At 71.6% G+C, this 19,355-nt stretch carries 21 protein-coding genes and 1 tRNA gene; 5 read left to right on the top strand and 17 right to left on the bottom strand.

Annotated features, from left to right (window positions below; translation table 11 throughout):
- Positions 1 to 15: 15 nt before the first annotated feature.
- Positions 16 to 1,059 (bottom strand): phosphotransferase family protein, encoded by a 1,044-nt coding sequence (locus tag ACFQZY_RS04050; protein ID WP_377412921.1) that lies wholly within the window; start codon positions 1,057 to 1,059, stop codon positions 16 to 18.
- On the bottom strand, positions 1,056 to 2,270 hold the full coding sequence (locus ACFQZY_RS04045; protein WP_377412918.1) for an acyl-CoA dehydrogenase family protein: 1,215 nt from the start codon (positions 2,268 to 2,270) through the stop codon (positions 1,056 to 1,058). Before ACFQZY_RS04045 ends, ACFQZY_RS04050 begins: the two co-directional genes overlap by 4 nt.
- Before the next feature lie 141 nt (positions 2,271 to 2,411).
- Between ACFQZY_RS04045 and ACFQZY_RS04040 the strand changes: the two genes are divergently transcribed.
- Positions 2,412 to 3,146 (top strand): GntR family transcriptional regulator, encoded by a 735-nt coding sequence (locus ACFQZY_RS04040; RefSeq protein ID WP_377412915.1) that lies wholly within the window; start codon positions 2,412 to 2,414, stop codon positions 3,144 to 3,146.
- A gap of 421 nt (positions 3,147 to 3,567) precedes the next feature.
- On the opposite strand, the gene ACFQZY_RS04035 is transcribed toward ACFQZY_RS04040, so the two are convergent.
- The 3 genes from ACFQZY_RS04035 to serS form a co-directional block, all read right to left on the bottom strand.
- A complete protein-coding gene (locus tag ACFQZY_RS04035; RefSeq protein WP_377412912.1) occupies positions 3,568 to 3,768 on the bottom strand; it encodes a hypothetical protein in 201 nt (66 codons plus the stop codon).
- 45 nt (positions 3,769 to 3,813) lie between these two features.
- A tRNA-Ser gene (locus ACFQZY_RS04030) sits at positions 3,814 to 3,904 on the bottom strand.
- 63 nt (positions 3,905 to 3,967) lie between these two features.
- The gene (serS, locus tag ACFQZY_RS04025) at positions 3,968 to 5,275 is read right to left on the bottom strand and encodes a serine--tRNA ligase (RefSeq protein ID WP_377412909.1); all 1,308 of its coding nucleotides are present in this window, start codon (positions 5,273 to 5,275) and stop codon (positions 3,968 to 3,970) included.
- 131 nt (positions 5,276 to 5,406) lie between these two features.
- On the opposite strand from serS, the gene ACFQZY_RS04020 reads away from it, so the two are divergent.
- Positions 5,407 to 5,667: a hypothetical protein gene (locus ACFQZY_RS04020; protein WP_377412906.1), complete on the top strand. Its 261-nt coding sequence runs from the start codon at positions 5,407 to 5,409 to the stop codon at positions 5,665 to 5,667.
- Positions 5,668 to 5,700: 33 nt separating this feature from the next.
- Here the strand turns inward: ACFQZY_RS04020 and ispH are convergent, their stop codons facing one another.
- Together ispH and ACFQZY_RS04010 are read right to left on the bottom strand one after the other, a co-directional pair.
- Entirely contained in the window at positions 5,701 to 6,645 is a 945-nt protein-coding gene (gene ispH / locus ACFQZY_RS04015) for a 4-hydroxy-3-methylbut-2-enyl diphosphate reductase (protein WP_377412903.1), read from the bottom strand.
- A gap of 1 nt (position 6,646) precedes the next feature.
- A complete protein-coding gene (locus tag ACFQZY_RS04010; RefSeq protein WP_377412900.1) occupies positions 6,647 to 7,111 on the bottom strand; it encodes a peptidylprolyl isomerase in 465 nt (154 codons plus the stop codon).
- Between the two features lie 38 nt (positions 7,112 to 7,149).
- Here ACFQZY_RS04010 and radC point away from each other — a divergent pair, with 38 nt between their 5' ends.
- Positions 7,150 to 7,827, top strand: coding sequence for a DNA repair protein RadC (gene radC, locus ACFQZY_RS04005; protein WP_377412897.1), 678 nt, complete (start codon positions 7,150 to 7,152; stop codon positions 7,825 to 7,827).
- The gene (locus ACFQZY_RS04000; protein WP_377412894.1) at positions 7,824 to 8,471 is read left to right on the top strand and encodes a Smr/MutS family protein; all 648 of its coding nucleotides are present in this window, start codon (positions 7,824 to 7,826) and stop codon (positions 8,469 to 8,471) included. Before radC ends, ACFQZY_RS04000 begins: the two co-directional genes overlap by 4 nt.
- Before the next feature lie 30 nt (positions 8,472 to 8,501).
- On the opposite strand, the gene ACFQZY_RS03995 is transcribed toward ACFQZY_RS04000, so the two are convergent.
- On the bottom strand, positions 8,502 to 8,918 hold the full coding sequence (locus tag ACFQZY_RS03995; protein ID WP_377412892.1) for a group II truncated hemoglobin: 417 nt from the start codon (positions 8,916 to 8,918) through the stop codon (positions 8,502 to 8,504).
- 69 nt (positions 8,919 to 8,987) lie between these two features.
- Between ACFQZY_RS03995 and ruvC the strand changes: the two genes are divergently transcribed.
- Positions 8,988 to 9,536, top strand: a complete 549-nt coding sequence (gene ruvC, locus ACFQZY_RS03990; protein WP_377412889.1) for a crossover junction endodeoxyribonuclease RuvC — start codon at positions 8,988 to 8,990, stop codon at positions 9,534 to 9,536.
- Positions 9,537 to 9,596: 60 nt separating this feature from the next.
- Here the strand turns inward: ruvC and ACFQZY_RS03985 are convergent, their stop codons facing one another.
- The 9 genes from ACFQZY_RS03985 to murG all read right to left on the bottom strand — a co-directional run bounded on the left by ACFQZY_RS03985 (position 9,597) and on the right by murG (position 19,342).
- On the bottom strand, positions 9,597 to 11,042 hold the full coding sequence (locus ACFQZY_RS03985; RefSeq protein ID WP_377412886.1) for a S8 family serine peptidase: 1,446 nt from the start codon (positions 11,040 to 11,042) through the stop codon (positions 9,597 to 9,599).
- A 203-nt stretch (positions 11,043 to 11,245) separates the two neighbouring features.
- Positions 11,246 to 11,422: a hypothetical protein gene (locus ACFQZY_RS03980; protein WP_377412883.1), complete on the bottom strand. Its 177-nt coding sequence runs from the start codon at positions 11,420 to 11,422 to the stop codon at positions 11,246 to 11,248.
- Positions 11,423 to 11,441: 19 nt separating this feature from the next.
- The gene (gene lpxC, locus ACFQZY_RS03975; RefSeq protein ID WP_377412880.1) at positions 11,442 to 12,365 is read right to left on the bottom strand and encodes a UDP-3-O-acyl-N-acetylglucosamine deacetylase; all 924 of its coding nucleotides are present in this window, start codon (positions 12,363 to 12,365) and stop codon (positions 11,442 to 11,444) included.
- Positions 12,366 to 12,459: 94 nt separating this feature from the next.
- Positions 12,460 to 13,707, bottom strand: a complete 1,248-nt coding sequence (ftsZ, locus tag ACFQZY_RS03970; RefSeq protein ID WP_377412877.1) for a cell division protein FtsZ — start codon at positions 13,705 to 13,707, stop codon at positions 12,460 to 12,462.
- 163 nt (positions 13,708 to 13,870) lie between these two features.
- Entirely contained in the window at positions 13,871 to 15,100 is a 1,230-nt protein-coding gene (gene ftsA, locus ACFQZY_RS03965; protein ID WP_377412874.1) for a cell division protein FtsA, read from the bottom strand.
- A gap of 21 nt (positions 15,101 to 15,121) precedes the next feature.
- The gene (locus ACFQZY_RS03960) at positions 15,122 to 15,868 is read right to left on the bottom strand and encodes a cell division protein FtsQ/DivIB (protein WP_377413882.1); all 747 of its coding nucleotides are present in this window, start codon (positions 15,866 to 15,868) and stop codon (positions 15,122 to 15,124) included.
- A 38-nt stretch (positions 15,869 to 15,906) separates the two neighbouring features.
- On the bottom strand, positions 15,907 to 16,896 hold the full coding sequence (locus tag ACFQZY_RS03955; RefSeq protein ID WP_377412871.1) for a D-alanine--D-alanine ligase: 990 nt from the start codon (positions 16,894 to 16,896) through the stop codon (positions 15,907 to 15,909).
- Positions 16,893 to 18,305 (bottom strand): UDP-N-acetylmuramate--L-alanine ligase, encoded by a 1,413-nt coding sequence (gene murC, locus ACFQZY_RS03950; RefSeq protein WP_377412868.1) that lies wholly within the window; start codon positions 18,303 to 18,305, stop codon positions 16,893 to 16,895. Before murC ends, ACFQZY_RS03955 begins: the two co-directional genes overlap by 4 nt.
- Positions 18,302 to 19,342: an undecaprenyldiphospho-muramoylpentapeptide beta-N-acetylglucosaminyltransferase gene (murG, locus tag ACFQZY_RS03945; RefSeq protein WP_377413879.1), complete on the bottom strand. Its 1,041-nt coding sequence runs from the start codon at positions 19,340 to 19,342 to the stop codon at positions 18,302 to 18,304. Before murG ends, murC begins: the two co-directional genes overlap by 4 nt.
- Between the last annotated feature and the right edge of the window lie 13 nt (positions 19,343 to 19,355).

Raw genomic sequence — 19,355 nt, 5'->3', positions numbered from 1 at the left:
TTGGTGCGGGTGGACTCAGGCGCCGGGCCAGTGGGCCTGCACCTGCCGCCACGCCGCCTCGGCCACGCCGCGGGCCTTCAGGCCGGTCTCATGGGCCTTCGGGTCGGCGGCCGTGCCATCGAGCGAGCGCTTGAGGATGCCCTGCAGGATGGCCGCGAGCCGGAACATGCTGTAGATCACGCCGAACTCGTGGTCGGCCGGGTCCACCTCCCGCCCGGTGCGCTCGGCGTAGCGGCGCACGTAGTCGGCCTCGCTGGGGATGCCCAGCGACGCGAGGTCGCGTTCGGCCATGCCGCGGAATTCGGCGGAGGTCAGGCGCCAGGGCAGCAGGTGGTAGGCGAAGTCGCCGCGCGGGTCGCCCAGCGTGGACAGCTCCCAATCGAGCACCGCGAGCACGCGCGGCTCGGTGGGGTGGAAGATCAGGTTGTCGAGGCGGAAGTCGCCATGGAAGACGCCGGACAGCGAGGTTGCGGGAAGATGCTGCGGCAGCCACTCGATCAGCCGCTCCATCGCCTCGATCTCCCCGGTGGCCGAGGCGCGGTACTGCTTCGTCCAGCGCTCGACCTGCCGCTGGAAGAAGCCCTCGGGCCGGCCGTAGTCGCCCAGGCCCACCGCCGCCGGGTCCACCGTGTGCAGCGCGGCGATCACGCGGTTCATCTCGTCGTACATCGCGGCGCGCTGCGGCGCCTGCAGCTCGGGCAGGGCCGGGTCCCAGAAGATGCGGCCCTCGACGAAATCCATCAGGTAGAACGGCGCGCCGATCACGCCCGGCTCGTCGCAGTAGCACAGCACCTTCGGCACCGGCACCGCGGTGCCGGCCAGGGCCTGCATCACGCGGTACTCGCGGTCGATGGCATGGGCCGAGGGCAGCAGCACGCCGTCGGGCTTCTTGCGCAGCACGTAGCGCCGGCCCGCGGCGTCGGTGAGGAGGAAGGTGGGATTGGACTGGCCGCCCTGGAACTGCCGGATCCCGGCCAGCGGCGCGAGGCCCGCCACGCGCCCGGCGAGCCACGCGTCGAGCGCGCGCAGGTCGATGCCGGGGGCCGGTGCGCCAGTCATGCCGCTGCCTTCTTGTGCTTGGCCAGTTCCAGCTTCGCGAGCTGCTGGCGGTGCACTTCGTCGGGCCCGTCGGCCAGGCGCAGCAGGCGCGCGGTGGCATAGGCGCTGGCCAGGCCCAGGTCGTTGTTGGTGCCGCCGCCGCCGAACATCTGGATGGCCCAGTCGGTGACCTGGCAGGCCATGGCCGGCACGGCCACCTTGATCATGGCGATGTGGGCCTTGGCCTCCTTGTTGCCGACGGTATCCATCAGGTGCGCGGTCTGCAGCGTCAGCAGGCGCGACTGCTCGATCAGGATGCGGGCCTGCGCGATGCGCTCGCCCCACGGCCCCTGCAGGGCCACCGGCTTGCCGAAGGCCACGCGCGAGAGGCCGCGCTCGCACATCATCTCCAGCGAGCGCTCGGCCAGGCCGATGAGGCGCATGCAGTGGTGGATGCGACCCGGGCCGAGCCGGCCCTGCGCGATCTCGAAGCCGCGGCCCTCGCCGAGCAGCATGTTGGAGGCGGGCACGCGCACGTTCTCGAAGACCACCTCCGAGGCGCGGTCGGGCACGCCGTAGAAGCCGAACACCGCCAGCGGGCGCACGACGCGCACGCCCGGCGCGTCCATGGGCACCAGGATCATGGACTGCTGGCGGTGGCGGTCCGGGTTCTGCGGGTCGGTCTTGCCCATGAAGATGGCGATCTTGCAGCGCGGGTCGGTGCCGTTGGTGGTGTACCACTTGTGGCCATTGAGCACGTAGTCGTCGCCGTCGCGGACGATGGAGGCCTCGATGTTGGTGGCGTCGCTGGAGGCCACGGCCGGCTCGGTCATGGCGAAGCAGGAGCGGATCTCGCCGGCCAGCAGCGGCGTGAGCCAGCGCGCCTGCTGCTCGGGCGTGCCGTAGCGGGCGAGCACCTCCATGTTGCCGGTGTCGGGGGCCGAGCAGTTGAACACCTCGGGCGCGAGGTGGGCGCGGCCCATGACCTCGCACAGCGGTGCGTACTCCAGGTTGGTGAGGCCGGCGCCATGGCCCTTCTCGGGCAGGAACAGGTTCCACAGGCCCGCCGCTCGCGCCAGGGGCTTGAGCTCCTCGATGACCGGGTAGACCGCCCAGGGCCCCAGGCGCTCGGCCTCCTCGTAGTAGCGGCGCTCGTTGGGGTAGATATGTTCGTCCATGAAGGCGAGCAGGCGCTCGCGCAGGGCGACGACATGGGGCGGGAGTTCGAACAAGACAGGCCTTTCTTGGACACCGGACCGCCAGCAGGCGGGGCCGGATTGTCTGACAATCAGGCCATTATCTTCACTACTCTTGAGACGTCAAATTGTCAGACAATTCCGCCTAGAATTTTCTGTCCCCTGCGAGACGCCCTGATGCCCCGCTCCGCCCCCGCCCGCCCGGCGCCCGCCGCCAAGACCCTGCCCGCCAGCAGCCCGGACCGGGTGGCCGCGGTCATCACCCGGGGCCTGCTGCGGCGGGAGTACCTGGTGGGCCAGCGGCTGGTGGAGGCCGACCTCACGGCCCGCCTGGGCGTGGGCCGCAGCACGGTGCGCGAGGCGCTCAAGATCCTGGCCTCGCATGGCGTGGTGGAGATCATTCCGCACCGCGGCGCGGTGGTGCGCGGGCTGACCGCCGAGGACGCGCGCAACCTGCTCGCGGTGCTGGAGGTGCTGACCGGGCTGGCGGCGCGGCTGGCGGCCGGCCGCATCGACCTCAAGGGCCATGCGGCCGCCTTCACCGCGGCGGCGAAGCCCCTGGTCGAGCCGCGCCCCGCCGCGGACCTGCCGCAGCTGCTCGAGGAGCGCGCCCGCTTCTACCAGGTGATGCTCGAGATCGCCGGCAACCCGGAGCTGGTGCGGGCCCTGCCCAGTTGGCAGGCCCACTTGTTCCGCACCCAGTTCTTCACCCTGCTCACGAGGGCCGACCTGGACGCGATGACGCTGGAATACCGCGAGATCGCCGACGCCGTGCTGGCCGGCGACGGCCACCGCGCGGAGAAGGCGGCGCGGCGGCATATCGAGCGGACGGGCGAGCGGACGCTGCCGAGGCTGGCGCGGCCCGGTGGTCGCACCGAGGGGCCGCTTGCAGAAGGTTGCAGATCAAGCTGACCGGCCTGCGCGCCCTCGCCGGGGCCGCCGCGTGCGACGTGCAGGTGGCCTACGCCAAGGGACGGACGTACAAAAGCCCCGCACCCTGGCCAACCCGCAGGACGGCGAGACCGTCCTGCTCGCGGCGATGTCCGCCGGCCAGGGCGATGCGGTGGTGGCCAGCGACGCCCTGGGCTTCGCGAAGTCCGGCTTCCCCTACCCCCCTACCTGCAAGCCGATTCCGAGGCCGGCACGGTGGTCGACGCGATCCGCGCCGCGCGCCATCGTCGGCCACCAGCTCTTCGCACCCTGTCTGCTCACCGCATGGCAGAAGGTCTACGGCGAACTGCCCGGCGGCACGCCGGAGCAGGCGCGCGCGGCGCTGATGCAGCCGGCCTTCCTCGCCGATGTCCAGGCGCGCGAACCGGGCGGGACGGCAGACTTACTCGTCCACCCGCACCACGTCGTCCGGCTCGAACTCGTCGGCCTTCGACGGGTCGCCCACGCCCGAGCGCACCATGGCGGCGGTGGTGTCCGAGGTCTTGATGAAGTACTCGGCGCTGATCAGGTCGAAGAATTTCTGGCCGATCTCGATCTCGGCGAACTCGGCGCGGCGGGAGGGGGTGGAGGTCTGCGTCGTCATGGAAAGAGAAAACCCCGCGGGCGTGGGCCCGGCGGGGTTGTGTGCTGGCGGAGCAGGAGGGATTCGAACCCTCGATACGGTATAACCGTATACCGGATTTCGAGTCCGGCGCATTCGACCACTCTGCCACCGCTCCGTTTTATTCGGTCTCGCGTGGTGCGAAGACCTCGATTCTAGCGCATTCCGCGCCCAGTTCCTTTCAGCCCCCGATCACCGCCAGGCCGCCCAGGTAGGGACGCAGCACCTCCGGCACCGTGACCGAGCCGTCGGCGTTCTGGTAGTTCTCCAGCACCGCCACCAGCGTGCGGCCCACCGCCAGGCCGGAGCCGTTGAGGGTGTGCACCAGCTCGTTCTTGCCGGCCGCCGTCTTGAAGCGCGCCTGCAGGCGGCGGGCCTGGAAGGCCTCGCAGTTGGAGACCGAGCTGATCTCGCGGTAGGTGTCCTGCGCCGGCAGCCAGACCTCCAGGTCGTAGGTCTTGGCCGCGCCGAAGCCCATGTCGCCGGTGCACAGGAGCATCACGCGGTAGGGCAGGCCCAGCTTCTGCAGGATGGCCTCGGCATGGCCCGTCATCTGCTCCAGCGCCTCGTAGCTCTTCTCCGGGTGCACGACCTGCACCATCTCGACCTTGTCGAACTGGTGCTGGCGGATCATGCCGCGCGTGTCGCGCCCGGCGCTGCCCGCCTCGGAGCGGAAGCAGGGCGTGTGCGCGGTCAGGCGGATCGGCAGGTCGGCCTCGGCGACGATCTCGTCGCGCACGAAGTTGGTCAGCGGCACCTCGCTGGTGGGGATCAGGTACAGCGCCGCGTCCTCGGCCACCTCGCCCTCCTGGCCGCCCTTCTTGGCGGCGAACAGGTCACCCTCGAACTTGGGCAGCTGGCCGGTGCCGCGCAGGCTGTCGGCGTTGACGATGTAGGGGGTGTAGCACTCGGTGTAGCCGTGCTCCTCGGTCTGCACGTCCAGCATGAACTGGGCGAGCGCGCGGTGCAGGCGGGCGATGGGGCCCTTCATCACGGTGAAGCGGGCGCCGGCCAGCTTCACGCCGGTCTCGAAGTCCAGGCCGATCTTCTCGCCGATGTCCACGTGGTCGCGGACCGGGAAGTCGAAGGCGCGGGGCTCGCCCCACTCGCGCACCACCACGTTGCCGGCGTCGTCCTGCCCCGGGGGCACGCTCTCGTGCGGCAGGTTCGGCACGGCCAGCAGCAGGGCCTGCAGCTCGGGCTGGATCTGCTCGAGCCGGGCGGCCGAAGCCTCCAGCTCGGTCTTGATGGCGGCAACCTGGGCCATCACCGCGTCGGCCGACTCGCCCTTGGCCTTGAGCTGGCCGATCTGCTTGGACAGCGCGTTGCGCTGGGACTGCAGTTCCTCGGTGCGGGTCTGGAGGGTCTTGCGCTCGGCCTCGAGGCGGCGGAAGGCCTCGACGTCGAGGTAGGGCTGGGGGCTCTTGCGCGCGCTCAGGCGGGCGATGACCGAGTCGAGGTCCTTGCGAAGCAGGCTGATGTCAAGCATCCGCCGATTTTAGGCGGCCGGCCCCGGGGTAGGCCGGTGCCCACGCCCCCCGTCGGGCGCCGCCGACATGCGCAGCCGCAACCGCGGCCTAGGCTGCGGGCCTCTTCCAACTTTCCCGAAAGGACTTCGCCATGCCGAATGAACCGCAGCAGCAACAGCAGCAGGGGGGCGGCCGCCAGGACATGGACAACCCCGGCACGCAGCAGGACCGCGACAAGCTCCAGCAGGAGCAGGGGCGCGGCCAGGCCAGCGGCGGACGCCAGCAGGGCGGCCAGCAGCAGGACTGGGAGCGCCAGCCCTCCGGCGGCCAGGGCCGCCAGGAGGACCGCAGCAACCCCGGCGGCTCACGCCAGGACATGGGCCAGGGCAGCCCGGGCCGCCGCAACACCTGACGAGGCGGTGCGGCCTCGAGGGCCGCCGGGGCCTCAGGCGTACAGCTTGAGGCCCTTGGGCAGCGGGAACTTCACGGTCTCCTGGATGCCCTCCATGCGCCGCACGGCCACCGCGCCGAGCTCGCGGATGCGGGCGATGACTTCCTGCACCAGCACCTCCGGCGCGGACGCCCCGGCCGTGAGGCCAACGCGGGCCTTGCCCTCCAGCCACTGCGGCTGCAGCTCGCCGGCGTTGTCCACCATGTAGGCGGGCACGCCCAGCTTGCGGGCGACTTCGGCGAGGCGGTTGCTGTTGGAGCTGGTGGGGCTGCCCACGACGATCACCACGTCGACCTGGCGGGACATGACCTTGACCGCGTCCTGCCGGTTCTGCGTGGCGTAGCAGATGTCCTGCTGCTTGGGCTTGCGCACGTTCGGGAAGCGGGCCACCACCGCCGCCATGATCTCGGCGGCGTCGTCCACGCTCAGCGTGGTCTGCGTGACCACGGCGAGCTTGTCTTCCTGGGCGGGGCTGACGCGGGCGACATCGGCCACGTCCTCCACCAGGTGGATGCCCGAGTCCAGCTGGCCCATGGTGCCTTCCACCTCGGGGTGGCCCTTGTGGCCGATCATGAGGAACTCGTAGCCCTCCTTGGCCAGCTTGGCCACCTCCACGTGGACCTTGGTGACCAGCGGGCAGGTGGCGTCGAAGACGGAGAAGCCGCGGTCATGCGCCTCGCGCTCCACCGCCTTGCTCACGCCGTGGGCGGAGAAGACCAGGGTGGCGCCGGGCGGCACCTCGGCGAGGTCCTCGATGAAGATGGCGCCCTTGGCCTTGAGGTCGTTGACCACGAAGGTGTTGTGCACGATCTCGTGGCGCACGTAGATCGGCGCGCCGAACTTGGCCAGGGCGGCCTCGACGATGTCGATGGCGCGGTCGACGCCGGCGCAGAAGCCGCGCGGCTCGGCCAGCAGGATCTCGCCGGTGGGGACCGTCATCTCAGAGCACCCCGATGACCCGCGCCTCGAAGGTCACGGGCTGGCCGGCCAGCGGGTGGTTGAAGTCGAACAGCACGGCCTGCGGGTCGCCCTCGTGGCCGACCTGGCGTACGGCGCCGGCGTAGCTGCCCAGGCCGTCGGGCGTGGGGAATTCCACCACGTCGCCGGGGCGGTACTGCTCGTCGGGGTCCCCCATCTGGTTCAGGAGCTTGCGGGCGACCCACTGCACCATCTCCGGGTTGCGCTCGCCGAAGGCGGCGCCCGCGGGCAGCTCGAAGGTCACGTGAGCGCCCTCCTCCAGGCCGATCAGCCGCTCCTCCACCGCGGGCGCGAGTTCGCCCGAGCCCAGGGTGAGCGTGGCGGGCTTGCCGCTGAAGGTGTTGATGATGTCGCCTGCCGGACCGGCGAGGCGGTAGTGCAGCGTGAGGAAGGAGCCCGGTGCAATCCGGGGTGCGCTGGAGGCCATGGGAGTCCCGATAAACTGACCCTCCATTGTAGAAAGCCATGCCCGTCCTCGAACTTCCCGCCGACGCAAGACCCCGCGAGAAGCTGCTGGCCCGCGGCCCCGGCGCCCTTTCCGACACCGAGCTGCTCGCCCTGCTGCTGCGCACCGGGCTGGCGGGCAAGGGCGTGCTGGCGCTGGCGCAGGAGCTGGTGGAGACCTTCGGCGGGCTGGCCGGCCTGCTGCGCGCCGGCGCCGCCGACCTGCAGCGCGTCAAGGGCCTGGGCGGCACCGCCAAGCGCTCGCAGCTGATGGCGGTGCTGGAGCTGGCGCGCCGGGCGATGCAGCAGCAGCTGCGCGAGCGTCCGGCCTTCGAGTCGCCCCGGTCGGTGATGGAGTACCTGCAGCTGCACCTGGCGCACCTGCCGCACGAGGTGTTCGCGGTGATGTTCCTGGACAACCGCCACCACCTGCTGGCGCTGGAGGAGATGTTCCGCGGCACGCTCACGCAGACCAGCGTCTACCCGCGCGAGGTGGTGGTGCGCGCCCTGCACCACCGGGCGGCGGCGGTGGTCCTGGCGCACAACCACCCCACGGGCCATGTCCAGCCCTCCCCGGCCGACGCGGCGCTCACCCAGCTGCTTCGCAGCGCGCTGGGGCTGGTGGACGTGCGGGTGGTCGACCATGTGATCGTCGGCCCCGGCCAGGGCCTGTCGATGGCCGAGCGGGGGTGGCTGTGAAGGCGAACTCCCTGCAGGACCTGAAGGCGATCCAGGCGCACCTGGCGCGCGAGCGCCAGCGCGTGGCCGCCGAGGAGGCCGCCCGGCGCGAGGCGCAGCGGCGCGCCGAGGCGGAGAAGAACCTGTTCCAGCGCGCCGCCGGCGTGGTGCAGCGGCTGCCGCACGACGGCCGCATCGACCCGTTCCGCCGCCCGCCCGCGCCGGTGGCGGTCCAGCAGCAGCTGGACGAGCAGCGCGTGCTGCACGAGGCGCTGTCCGACGAGTTCGACGCCACCACCCTGCTCGACGTGGACGACGCGATGAGCTTCCGCCGCCCCGGCGTGGGGCTGGACGTGACGCGCAAGCTGCGCAAGGGCGAGTGGAGCATCCAGCGCGAGATCGACCTGCACGGCCTGCGCCGCGAGGACGCGCGCGAGGCGCTGGCGCACTTCATCCGCGAGTCGCACCGCCAGGGCATCCGCTGCGTGCGGGTGGTGCACGGCAAGGGCCTGGGCTCGCCGGGGAAGACGCCGGTGCTCAAGGGCCGGGTGCAGAGCTGGCTGACCCAGAAGAACCAGGTCCTGGCCTTCGTCCAGGCCCGCGCGTCCGAGGGCGGCGCGGGGGCGCTGGTGGTGCTGCTGCGGCCGTCGCAGGGCCCGGGCTGACCGGCTGGCGGGCCCGGCGGCCGGCAGGCTTCAGCCCGGCCGGTTGCGCATCCAGTCCGCCGTCTGCATGAAGGCGTCGTAGAGGCGCTCACGCAGCTGCGGCTCGATGCCGACCTCGCCCATGGCCTGGTCCATGCACGCCACCCACTGGTTGCGCTCCTGGATGCCGATGGCGAACGGCAGGTGCCGCGCGCGCAGCATCGGGTGGCCGTGCTTCTCGACGTACAGCTGCGGCCCGCCCAGCCACCCGCACAGGAACAGGAACAGCTTGTCGCGGGCGCTCGCCAGGTCGGGGCCGTGGCTGGCGCGCAGCGCGGCGTAGCGCGGCTCCAGGTCCATCAGGTCGTAGAAGCGGTCCACCAGCGCGCGCACCGCCGGCTCGCCGCCGATGAAGCTGAACGGGGTCTCGCCCTCGGGGGTGTCGTCGTCGATGTCCTCGGTACTCATGCCCGCGATTGTCGCGGCTCGCCGCCGCCCACGAATGAGGTGCATCAACCATGCCCCACAATCCCGGGCATGCGCATCCTCGGCATCGACCCCGGCCTGCAGACCACCGGCTTCGGCGTGGTCGACGTGGACGGCCACGCCCTGCGCTACGTGGGCAGCGGCACCATCCAGACTACCCACCTGCCCCGCGGCGACCTGCCGGCGCGGCTGAAGGTGCTGTTCGACGGCATCTCCCAGCTGCGCGAACGCTACGCGCCCGACGAGGCGGCGATCGAGATCGTCTTCGTCAACGCCAACCCGCAGTCCACGCTGCTGCTCGGCCAGGCGCGCGGCGCCTGCATCACCGCCCTGGTGGCGGGCGGGCTGCCGGTGGCCGAGTACACCGCGCTGCAGATGAAGCGCGCCATCGCCGGCCACGGGCGCGCCGGCAAGCCGCAGGTGCAGGCCATGGTGCAGCGGCTGCTCACCCTGCCCGGCCTGCCCGGCCCGGACGCGGCCGATGCCCTGGGCCTGGCCGTCACCCACGCCCATGCCGGCCAGGCCATCGCCCGGCTCGCGCAGGCCGCCGACCGCGTGCGCCGCAATACCGGCGCCTACAAGGCCGGCCGCGCGGTCTGACCCCCGCCGCGGCCCGGCCACGGCCACGCGCTTGCCTGAGCGCTTGCCTGAGCGCTTGCGTCAGCGCTTGCCGGGCGGCACCCAGCCCGGGGCCTTGCCCGGGGGGTGCCAGCCGGGCGGCTTGCCGGGCGGGTGCCAGTCCGGCGGCGGAGGCGCCGGTGGCGGTGGCGGTGGCGGTGGCGGTGGCGGTGGCGGTGGCGGTGGCGGTGGCGGTGGCGGTGGCGGTGGCGGTGGCGGTGGCGGCGGCGGCGGCGGCGGCGGCGGCGGCGGCGGGGGTGGTGGTGGCGGCGCATCCCCCACGCCCAGCGAGTACAGCAGCCGGTTCGGCGAGCCCGGCCCCGGGTTGCCCACCACGCCCGTCGTGGCGGTGCCGGTGATGACGGCGGCGACCTCCTCGGCCGAGGCGCCGGGCCGCACCTGCAGCACCAGCGCCGCGACGCCCGCCACATGCGGCGAAGCCATCGAGGTCCCGCTCATGAGGAGGCTGCCGGTCGGCGAGGTGCTGCTGGCCGAGCGGATGCCGACCCCCGGCGCGAACACGTCCACGCACGCGCCGTAGTTGGAGAACGAGGCTCGCGCATCGTTGCTGGCGGTGGCGCCCGCCGTCAGCGCCGAGGGCGCGCGCGCGGGCGAGCCGTTGCAGGCGTTGGCGTTGGAGTTGCCGGCGGCCACGGCCACCGTGATGCCGCGCGCGGTGGCGCGGGCGATGGCCGAGTCCAGCGCGGTCGACGCGCCCCCGCCGAGCGACATGTTGATCACCGACGGCCGCGGCGCGTTGGCCGCCACCCAGTCGACGCCGGCGATCACGCCGCTGGTGGACCCCGAGCCCCCGCAGCCGAGGACGCGCACCGGCACCAGGATCACCTGCTTGGCCACGCCATAGGTGGTGCCGCCCACCGTGCCCGCGACGTGCGTGCCGTGGCCCACGCAGTCGCTGGTGCCGCGGCCGTCGTTGATCACGGTGAAGCCCGGCGCGGTGCGGCCGGCGAAGTCCTGGTGCCCGGCGAACAGCCCGGTGTCCAGGATGTAGGCCCGCACGCCGGCACCGGTGGCCGTGTAGGTGTAGCGCTGGTCCAGCGGCAGCGCGCGCTGGTCGATGCGGTCCAGGCCCCAGGGCGGATTGGGCTGCACCGACTGGCTCGCGTACATCGGCTGGTCCTCCTCGACCAGCACCACCTCGGCGTGGGCGCGCATGTCCGCCACGAAGTCGTCGGCGCGCTGCGCCGGCACCCGCGCGGCGAAGCCGTTGACGGCGACGGCGTAGGTGAAGGTCACCTCCCCGCCGTAGGGCCGCACCGCGGAGACCGAGAGGTCGGCGCCGGTGACCGAGCCCTCCCGCAGCAGGACGATGAAGGTGCGCGTGGCCGCGGCCTTGGCGATCGCCTCGGCCGGCGGCTCGCCCGGAGGGCCGCCTCCGCCGCCGCAACCGGCCAGCGCCAGCAGGACGGCCGCGCACACCGCGTTGCATCGCCACAGCCGCGCGCCGGGATGGGAGCCTGTCTTCATGGAGACCTCGTTTCTTCAAGGGGTTGAAGGACGGCCGCGGGGACACGCAGGCAGCCGGCCGCCCGGGGTCGGCCAGGGCGACCCGGTGAAGGAGCGAGGGGGATGGGGCGAGTTTTGCGCGGGCGTGCGTTACACGCGCAACGCTCGGCACGGCCGCGCGGGACGTGCGCAGGAAGTCACGGGCAGGGGGGGTAGCCGGCCGGTCAGGCCAGCCGCTCGAGGATGAGGACCGCGAAGAAACCGAACGCCGCGATCAGCGTCCACTTGAGGATGACGAGGCCCCAGTGCCGGAAGCGGACCTGGCCGGTGCCGGCGTAGAACGCGAAGCACACGCCCGCTGCCAGCAGCAGGAGCATCAGGGACCAGCGGAACAGAAGCATGGCCGCGGTCCTTGGCGCCTCACCAGGCGCGGGCGGGCTGGGCGAAGCCGGCGGGGGCCTGGCGCTCGTCCTCGAAGCTCACGATCTCGTAGCTGGCGGGCTGGGCGAGCAGCGCGCGCAGCAGCTTGTTGTTCATGGCGTGGCCGGAGCGGAACGCGGTGTAGGCCGCCAGCAGGGGCTTGCCGACCACGTACAGGTCGCCGATGGCGTCGAGGATCTTGTGCTTGACCAGTTCGTCGTCGTAGCGAAGGCCGTCGGCATTGAGCACGCGCCAGTCGTCCATGACCACCGCGTTGTCGAGGCCGGCGCCCAGGCCCAGGCCGTTGGCGCGCAGCATCTCCACGTCCTTGGTGAAGCCGAAGGTGCGGGCACGGGCGATGTCGCGGCTGTAGTTGTCACGCCCCAGGTCGAACTCGTAGCGCTGGCCGGTGGCGTCGACCACGCGGTGCGCGAAGTCGATCTCGAAACTGAGCTTGTAGCCGTGGTACGGCTCCAGGCGCGCCCACTTGAGGTTGTCGCCCTCGCCTTCGCGCACTTCCACCGGCTGCAGCACGCGGATGAAGCGCTTGGGCGCCTTCTGCAGCTCGATGCCGGCGCTTTGCAGCAGGAAGACGAAGGAGGAGGAGGAGCCGTCGAGGATGGGGACTTCCTCGGCGGTGATGTCGACGTAGAGGTTGTCCAGGCCCAGGCCGCAGGCCGCCGACATCAGGTGCTCGATGGTGTGGACCTTGGCACCGCCATTCGAGATGGTGGAGGCCATGCGCGTGTCGGTCACGGCGGTGGCCGACACCGGGATGTCCACCGGCTGGGCGAGGTCGACGCGGCGGAACACGATGCCCGTGTCCGGCGGCGCCGGCCGCAGCGTCAGCTCGACCCTCTGGCCACTGTGCAGGCCCACGCCGACGGCGCGGGTGAGGGTCTTGAGGGTACGTTGCTGCAGCATGCCCGCGATTTTAATGAGGAGGCACTAACCTTCCCCGGCAAGGGAATTGATCACGGCGATAGCCCCCTTCCTCGCGGAAGGGGGCCCCCGGCGATCAGTCCGCCTGCTTGCGCAGGAAGGCCGGGATCTCGTAGTCGTCCATGCCGCCGGAGGCCAGCGCGTCGACCTTGGCGGCGGCGGTGGTGCGGTTGGTGCGCCAGACGCTGGGCACGCTCAGGTTGCCGTAGTCGTTGCCGGCGGCGGCGGTCGCGGCGGTGGCCAGGCCGGAGGCGGGCTGGACGCCCACGCTGCCCATGCCGCCCATGCCGGAGACCTGGAACGGCACGTTGTCGGTGCCGGTGCGCAGGACCTGCAGCGGGGGCGCGGTGCGGCGGACCTGGCCCTGGCGGGACAGGCCGGTGGCCACCACGGTCACGCGGACCTGGTCACCCAGGCTGTCGTCGTAGGCCGTGCCGTAGATCACGTGGGCGTCCGGCGAGGCGCAGGCGCGGATGGTGGTCATGGCCAGCTTGGACTCCGACAGCTTCAGGCTGCCCTTGGCGGCGGTGATCAGCACCAGCACGCCCTTGGCGCCGGACAGGTCGATGCCCTCCAGCAGCGGGCAGGCCACGGCCTGCTCGGCGGCCAGGCGGGCGCGGTCCGGGCCGGAGGCCACGGCGGTTCCCATCATGGCCTTGCCGGGCTCGCCCATCACGGTGCGCACGTCCTCGAAGTCCACGTTCACGTGGCCGGGGACGTTGATGATCTCGGCGATGCCGCCGACCGCGTTCTTCAGCACGTCGTTGGCGTGGGCGAAGGCCTCGTCCTGGGTGATGTCGTCGCCCAGCACCTCGAGCAGCTTCTCGTTCAGCACCACGATCAGCGAGTCGACATTGGCTTCGAGTTCGGCCAGGCCGTTGTCGGCGTTGGTCATGCGGCGGCCGCCCTCCCAGTCGAAGGGCTTGGTCACCACGCCCACGGTCAGGATGCCCATTTCCTTGGCCACGCGGGCGATCACCGGCGCGGCGCCGGTGCCGGTGCCGCCACCCATGCCGGCGGTGATGAACAGCATGTGCGCGCCGGAGATCGCCTCGCGGATGCTCTCGACGGCGGCCTCGGCCGCCTCACGGCCCTTCTCGGGCTTGGAGCCGGCGCCCAGGCCGGTCTGCCCGAGCTGGATGGTCTTGTGGGCCGCGGTGCGCGCCAGGGCCTGGGCATCGGTGTTGGCGTTGATGAATTCGACGCCCTGGACCGCACGCTCGATCATGTGCTCGACGGCGTTGCCGCCGCCGCCGCCCACCCCGATCACCTTGATCTGGGTGCCCATGTTGAATTCCTCGACTTCGATCATCTCGATGCTCATTGCTAACTCCTCGAATGCTTGCAGTTGCCGGTTGGACTAGATTGTTTTTCGGGTAACCAGGGTGGCCGTCAGGCCGGGGCGGGGGGTGCTGCAGGGCAACATCGCCCCCGCCGTCGTCGAACCGGCGGGCTTCCGCGCGCGAGCCAGATGCGGGCTTGCGGCATCAGAAGTTCCCCACGATGAATTCCTTGAGGCGGCCGAAGGCCGTCTTCACCGAGCCGCTCTTTTGCGCCACCTTCTGCCCGCGCACGCGGGCCAGGCGCGCTTCCTCGAGCAGGCCCATGACGGTGGCCGCGCGCGGCTGGGCCACCATGTCGGACAGGGCGCTGGCGTACTTCGGCACGCCGCGGCGCACCGGCTTGAGGAAGATGTCCTCGCCCAGTTCCACCATGCCCGGCATGACGCTGGAGCCGCCGGTGATCACGATGCCCGAGCCGAGGACCTCCTCGTAGCCGGACTCGCGGATCACCTGCTGCACCAGCGAGTAGATCTCCTCGATGCGCGGCTCGATCACGCCGGCCAGCGCCTGCTTGGACAGCATGCGCGGGCCGCGGTCGCCCAGGCCGGGCACTTCCACCTGCTGCTCGGGGTCGGCCAGCAGCTGCTTGGCGAAGCCGGCCTCCACCTTGATGTCCTCGGCATCCTTGGTCGGGGTGCGCAGGGCCATCGCGATGTCGCTGGTGATCAGGTCGCCGGCGATCGGGATCACCGCGGTGTGGCGGATCGCGCCCCCGGTGAAGATCGCCACGTCGGTGGTGCCGGCGCCGATGTCCACCAGCGCCACGCCCAGCTCCTTCTCGTCGGCGGTGAGCACCGACATGCTGGAGGCCAGCGGGTTCAGCAGCAGCGTCTCGACCTCCAGGCCGCAGCGGCGCACGCACTTGATGATGTTCTCCGCCGCGCTCTGCGCGCCGGTGACGATGTGCACCTTGGCCTCCAGGCGGATGCCGCTCATGCCGATCGGCTCCTTCACGTCCTGGCCGTCGATCACGAACTCCTGCGGCTCGACCAGCAGCAGGCGCTGGTCGGTGGAGATGTTGATGGCGCGGGCGGTCTCGACCACGCGGGCCACGTCGGCCGGCGTGACCTCCTTGTCCTTCACCGCCACCATGCCGCTGGAGTTGATGCCGCGGATGTGGCTGCCGGTGATGCCGGTGTAGACCCGGGTGATCTTGCAGTCCGCCATCAGCTCGGCCTCTTTCAGCGCCTGCTGGATGCTCTGGACGGTGGCGTCGATGTTCACCACCACGCCGCGCTTGAGGCCGTTGGACGGCGCCACGCCCAGGCCGGCGAGCTTGAGCTCGCCGCCGGGCATGACCTCGGCCACCACCGCCATCACCTTGGCGGTGCCGATGTCCAGGCCGACGACCAGGTCCTTGTATTCCTTTGCCATAGATCCCTCTGCTGGTCCTCTTTATTTCTTCTGCGCGTCCGCACTCACGGTGCTGACGCCCCTCAATCGGATGGCATAGCCGTCGGCATGCCTCAGGTCGGCCGCGACCACCGCCTCGGCCCGGCGGCCGTAGCGCGAGGCCGCCTGCGTGATCGTGTCGACGAAGCGGCGCACGCGCGCCAGCACCTCGTCCTGCGTGCCGCGGCCCATCTCGATGGTGGCGCCCGTGTCGAGCCGGGCCTGCCAGCTGCCGCGGGCGGTGAGCACCAGCTGCGAGACCTCCAGGTCCAGCGGCTCGAACGCCGGCGCCAGCGCCCGGTACATCGCCAGCACCTGGGCCGACTGGTCCTGCGGGCCGGCCAGGCGCGGCAGGTCCTCGTCCTCGATGTCGCCGGGGTTGGCCTCGAAGACCTCGCCGAAGCTGTTCACCAGCGTGGTCTCGCCCTCGGCGCCCCAGAAGGCCACCGGCCGGTGCTCCTGCAGCACCACGCGCAGGCGGTTGGGGAACTCGCGGCGCACCGTGGCCTCGCGCACCCAGGGCACCTGCAGGAAGGCCTCGCGCGCGGCGCGCAGGTCGGCGGTGAAGAAGTTGCCGGCGATGCGCGGCGCCACGTTGGCGCGCACCGTCGCGACGCTGTTGTGGGTGACGTCGCCCACCACCGTGATGCGGCCCAGCGCGAACGCCGGGTGCCGCAGCGCCCACCAGGCCAGCGCCGCGACGACCAGCGCGCCGCAGGCCACGAACAGGATCGTGGCGGTGGCGTTCATGAGTCGCACGTCGAGCGGCTGGGGGGTGGCGGCAGCGGTCACGGCGCGGCGTCCTCCCGGGCGGATTGGTCGAGCGAGGCCGAGGCGAGCAGCTGCACGCACAGGTCCTCGTAGCTGATGCCGGCGGCGCGCGCCGACATGGGCACCAGCGAGTGGCCGGTCATGCCCGGCGAGGTGTTGATCTCCAGCAGGTAGGGCGTGCGGGTGGCGGCGTCGATCATCACGTCGACGCGGCCCCAGCCGCGGCAGCCCAGCACCTGGTAGGCCCGCAGCACCATCGCCTGGATGGCGGCCTCCTCGCCCGCGGGCAGGCCGCAGGGCACGAGGTACTGCGTGTCGTCGCTGAAGTACTTGTTCTGGTAATCGTAGTTGCCGCCGGGCGCGACGATGCGGATCACCGGCAGCGCGCGGGCGCCGTCGCCGGTGCCCAGCACCGGGCAGGTGACCTCGTCGCCGGCGATGAACTGTTCGCACAGCACGTCGCAATCAAGCGCCGCGGCGGCCTCGACGGCGGCGGCCATCTGCGCCGCGTCGGTCACCTTGGCCAGGCCGATCGAGGAGCCCTCGCGCGCCGGCTTGACGATCAGGGGCAGGCCCAGCTCGCCCGGCACCGCCGCCACCTGGGCCGGCGTGTAGGCGCCCTTGCGAAGCAGCACGTAGCGCGGCGTGGAGATGCCTTCGTGCATCCACACCCGCTTGGTCATGGTCTTGTCGATGGCGATGGACGAGGCCATCACGCCCGAGCCGGTGTACGGAATGCCCAGGAGCTCCAGCGCGCCCTGCACCGTGCCGTCCTCGCCGAAGCGGCCATGCAGCGCGATGAAGGCGCGGGCGAAGCCCTTGGCCTTGAGCTCGGACAGGTCGCGCTCGGCGGGGTCGAAGGCATGGGCGTCCACGCCCTTGCCCTGCAGGGCCTTGAGCACGCCGCTGCCGGACATGAGCGACACCTCGCGCTCCGCGGAGCGCCCTCCCATCAGGACGGCGACCTTGCCGAAATCCTGCACATTGACCTGCGCGTTGACGGTCATGCGCCGCCTCCCATTTCAACCAACTTGGCGGGCACCCCGCCGATCGATCCTGCGCCCATGCACATGACCACGTCGCCGTCGCGGGCCATCTCCCGGATGGCGCCGGGCATGTCGGCGATGTCGTCGACGAAGACCGGCTCCACCTTCCCCGCCACGCGCACCGCGCGGGCCAGCGAGCGGCCGTCGGCGGCCACGATCGGGGCTTCGCCGGCGGCATAGACCTCGGCGAGCAGCACGGCGTCGGCCATGCCGATGGACTTCACGAAATCCTCGAAGCAGTCGCGCGTGCGGGTGTAGCGGTGCGGCTGGAAGGCCAGCACCAGGCGGCGGCCCGGGAACGCGCCGCGCGCGGCGGACAGCGTGGCCGCGAGTTCGACCGGGTGGTGGCCGTAGTCCTCGATCACATGGAACGTGCCGCCGCCATTGGCCGCGCGCACCGGCAGGTCGCCATAGCTCTGGAAGCGGCGGCCCACGCCGCGGAACTCGGCCAGCGCCTTGAGCAGGGCCTCGTCGGGGATGCTCAGTTCCACCGCCACCGCGATCGCGGACAGCGCGTTCAGCACGTTGTGGTGGCCGGCCAGATTGAGCCGGACCTGCAGGTCCGGCAGCGTGACGCCGTTGCGCCGCTGCACGGTGAAATGCATCTGCGGGCCCACGGCGCGGATGTCGACGGCGCGCACCTGGGCGTCCTCGCTCACGCCGTAGCTGGTCACCGGGCAGTTCACCTGCTCCAGGATCTCGCGCACCGCGGGGTCGTCCACGCACAGGATGGCGGTGCCGTAGAACGGCATGCGGTGCAGGAAGTCGACGAAGGCCTTCTTCAGCTTGCCGAAGTCATGGCCATAGGTCTCCATGTGGTCGGCGTCGATGTTGGTCACCACCGACATCACCGGCATCAGGTTCAGGAACGAGGCGTCGGACTCGTCGGCCTCGACCACGATGTAGTCGCCCGCGCCCAGCTTGGCGTTGGCGCCGGCGGAATTCAGGCGGCCTCCGATCACGAAGGTCGGGTCCAGCCCGCCCTCGGCCAGCACGCTGGCCACCAGGCTGGTGGTGGTGGTCTTGCCGTGCGTGCCGGCGATGGCGATGCCCTGCTTCAGGCGCATCAGCTCGGCCAGCATGATGGCGCGCGGCACGATGGGGATGTGGCGCTTGCGCGCGGCCACCACCTCGGGGTTGTCGGCCTGCACCGCGGTCGACGTGACCACCGCGTCGGCGCTGGCGATGTTGGCCTCGGCATGGCCCACGTAGGTGGTGATGCCCAGGCCCTGCAGGCGGCGCAGCGTGGCGCTGTCGGCGATGTCGGAGCCGGAGATGGCATAGCCCAGGTTGCGCAGCACCTCGGCGATGCCGGACATGCCCGAGCCGCCCACGCCGACGAAATGAATGTGCTTGATCGCGTGCTTCATGCGGCGAGCTCCTCGCAGGCGGCCACGATGTCGTCGGTGGCGTGGGTCTTGCTCAATGTCCTGGCGGCTTCGGCGCGTTTCACGAGTTCTTCACGGGTCACGGTTTGCACGAGGCGGGCGATGGCCTCGGCGGTCAGTTCGGCCTGCGGCAGCAGCCAGCCGCCGCCGGCGTCGACCACGAACTTCGCGTTGGTGGTCTGGTGGTCGTCCACCGCATGGGGGAAAGGCACGTAGGCCGCGGCGGCGCCCACCGCCGCGAGCTCGGTCACGGTGCTGGCGCCGGCGCGGCAGATGATCAGGTCCGCTTCGGCGAAGGCCGAGGCGGTGTCCTCGATGAAGGGGGTGCACTCGGCCAGCACGCCGGCGGCGGCGTAGTTGGCGCGCAGCGCGTCGATCTGCTGGCTGCCGCTCTGGTGCAGCACATGGGGGCGGTGGCCGGAGGGGATCAGGGCCAGGGCCTGGGGGACCAGGTCGTTGAGCGCCTTGGCGCCCAGGCTGCCACCGACCACCAGCAGCTTCAGCGGGCCGCTGCGCCCGGCGAAGCGCTCGGCCGGCGCGGGCTGGTTCAGGAAGCCCTCGCGCAGCGGGTTGCCGACCCAGGCGGCCTTGGGCAGCACGTTCGGGAAGGCGGTGAAGGTGCGGTCGGCCACGCCGGCCAGCACCCGGTTGGCCATGCCGGCGCGCGAGTTCTGCTCGTGCAGCACCAGCGGCTTGCCAAGCAGCACGCCCATCATCCCGCCGGGGAAGGTGATGTAGCCGCCCAGGCCGATCACCACGTCGGGCTTGACTCGGCGCACCACCTGCAGGCTCTGCCAGAAGGCGCGCAGCAGGCGCAGCGGCAGCAGCACCAGGGTCTTGAGGCCCTTGCCGCGCACGCCGCCGAAGGCCACCGGCTCGAAGGCGAAGCCCCGCGGCGGCACCAGGCGGCTTTCCATGCTGCCGGGGGCGCCGAGCCAGTGCACGGACCAGCCCCTGGCGCGCAGGGCCTCGGCCACGGCCAGGCCCGGGAAGATGTGGCCGCCGGTGCCGCCGGCCATCACGAGCGCGGTG

The organism is Ramlibacter sp. GCM10027632, from assembly GCF_042675325.1.
GTDB lineage: Bacteria > Pseudomonadota > Gammaproteobacteria > Burkholderiales > Burkholderiaceae_C > Ramlibacter.
The sequence above is the reverse complement of the archived record's forward strand: the minus strand, read 5'-3'. Positions and strand labels throughout refer to the sequence as shown.

What these genes read in the sequence shown, in the direction of transcription:
- ACFQZY_RS04020 (WP_377412906.1), top strand. Translation starts at nt 5,407, where the DNA reads ATGCCGAATGAACCGCAGCAGCAACAGCAGCAGGGGGGCGGCCGCCAG.
- ACFQZY_RS03995 (WP_377412892.1), bottom strand. Translation starts at nt 8,918, where the DNA reads ATGAGTACCGAGGACATCGACGACGACACCCCCGAGGGCGAGACCCCG.
- murG (WP_377413879.1), bottom strand. Translation starts at nt 19,342, where the DNA reads ATGGCCGGCGGCACCGGCGGCCACATCTTCCCGGGCCTGGCCGTGGCC.
- ACFQZY_RS03960 (WP_377413882.1), bottom strand. Translation starts at nt 15,868, where the DNA reads ATGAACGCCACCGCCACGATCCTGTTCGTGGCCTGCGGCGCGCTGGTC.
- ACFQZY_RS04035 (WP_377412912.1), bottom strand. Translation starts at nt 3,768, where the DNA reads ATGACGACGCAGACCTCCACCCCCTCCCGCCGCGCCGAGTTCGCCGAG.
- ACFQZY_RS04010 (WP_377412900.1), bottom strand. Translation starts at nt 7,111, where the DNA reads ATGGCCTCCAGCGCACCCCGGATTGCACCGGGCTCCTTCCTCACGCTG.
- ACFQZY_RS03955 (WP_377412871.1), bottom strand. Translation starts at nt 16,896, where the DNA reads ATGACCGTCAACGCGCAGGTCAATGTGCAGGATTTCGGCAAGGTCGCC.
- ACFQZY_RS03980 (WP_377412883.1), bottom strand. Translation starts at nt 11,422, where the DNA reads ATGCTTCTGTTCCGCTGGTCCCTGATGCTCCTGCTGCTGGCAGCGGGC.
- ruvC (WP_377412889.1), top strand. Translation starts at nt 8,988, where the DNA reads ATGCGCATCCTCGGCATCGACCCCGGCCTGCAGACCACCGGCTTCGGC.
- ftsZ (WP_377412877.1), bottom strand. Translation starts at nt 13,707, where the DNA reads ATGAGCATCGAGATGATCGAAGTCGAGGAATTCAACATGGGCACCCAG.
- ispH (WP_377412903.1), bottom strand. Translation starts at nt 6,645, where the DNA reads ATGACGGTCCCCACCGGCGAGATCCTGCTGGCCGAGCCGCGCGGCTTC.
- serS (WP_377412909.1), bottom strand. Translation starts at nt 5,275, where the DNA reads ATGCTTGACATCAGCCTGCTTCGCAAGGACCTCGACTCGGTCATCGCC.
- ACFQZY_RS04050 (WP_377412921.1), bottom strand. Translation starts at nt 1,059, where the DNA reads ATGACTGGCGCACCGGCCCCCGGCATCGACCTGCGCGCGCTCGACGCG.
- ACFQZY_RS04040 (WP_377412915.1), top strand. Translation starts at nt 2,412, where the DNA reads ATGCCCCGCTCCGCCCCCGCCCGCCCGGCGCCCGCCGCCAAGACCCTG.
- radC (WP_377412897.1), top strand. Translation starts at nt 7,150, where the DNA reads ATGCCCGTCCTCGAACTTCCCGCCGACGCAAGACCCCGCGAGAAGCTG.
- ACFQZY_RS03985 (WP_377412886.1), bottom strand. Translation starts at nt 11,042, where the DNA reads ATGAAGACAGGCTCCCATCCCGGCGCGCGGCTGTGGCGATGCAACGCG.
- ftsA (WP_377412874.1), bottom strand. Translation starts at nt 15,100, where the DNA reads ATGGCAAAGGAATACAAGGACCTGGTCGTCGGCCTGGACATCGGCACC.
- murC (WP_377412868.1), bottom strand. Translation starts at nt 18,305, where the DNA reads ATGAAGCACGCGATCAAGCACATTCATTTCGTCGGCGTGGGCGGCTCG.
- lpxC (WP_377412880.1), bottom strand. Translation starts at nt 12,365, where the DNA reads ATGCTGCAGCAACGTACCCTCAAGACCCTCACCCGCGCCGTCGGCGTG.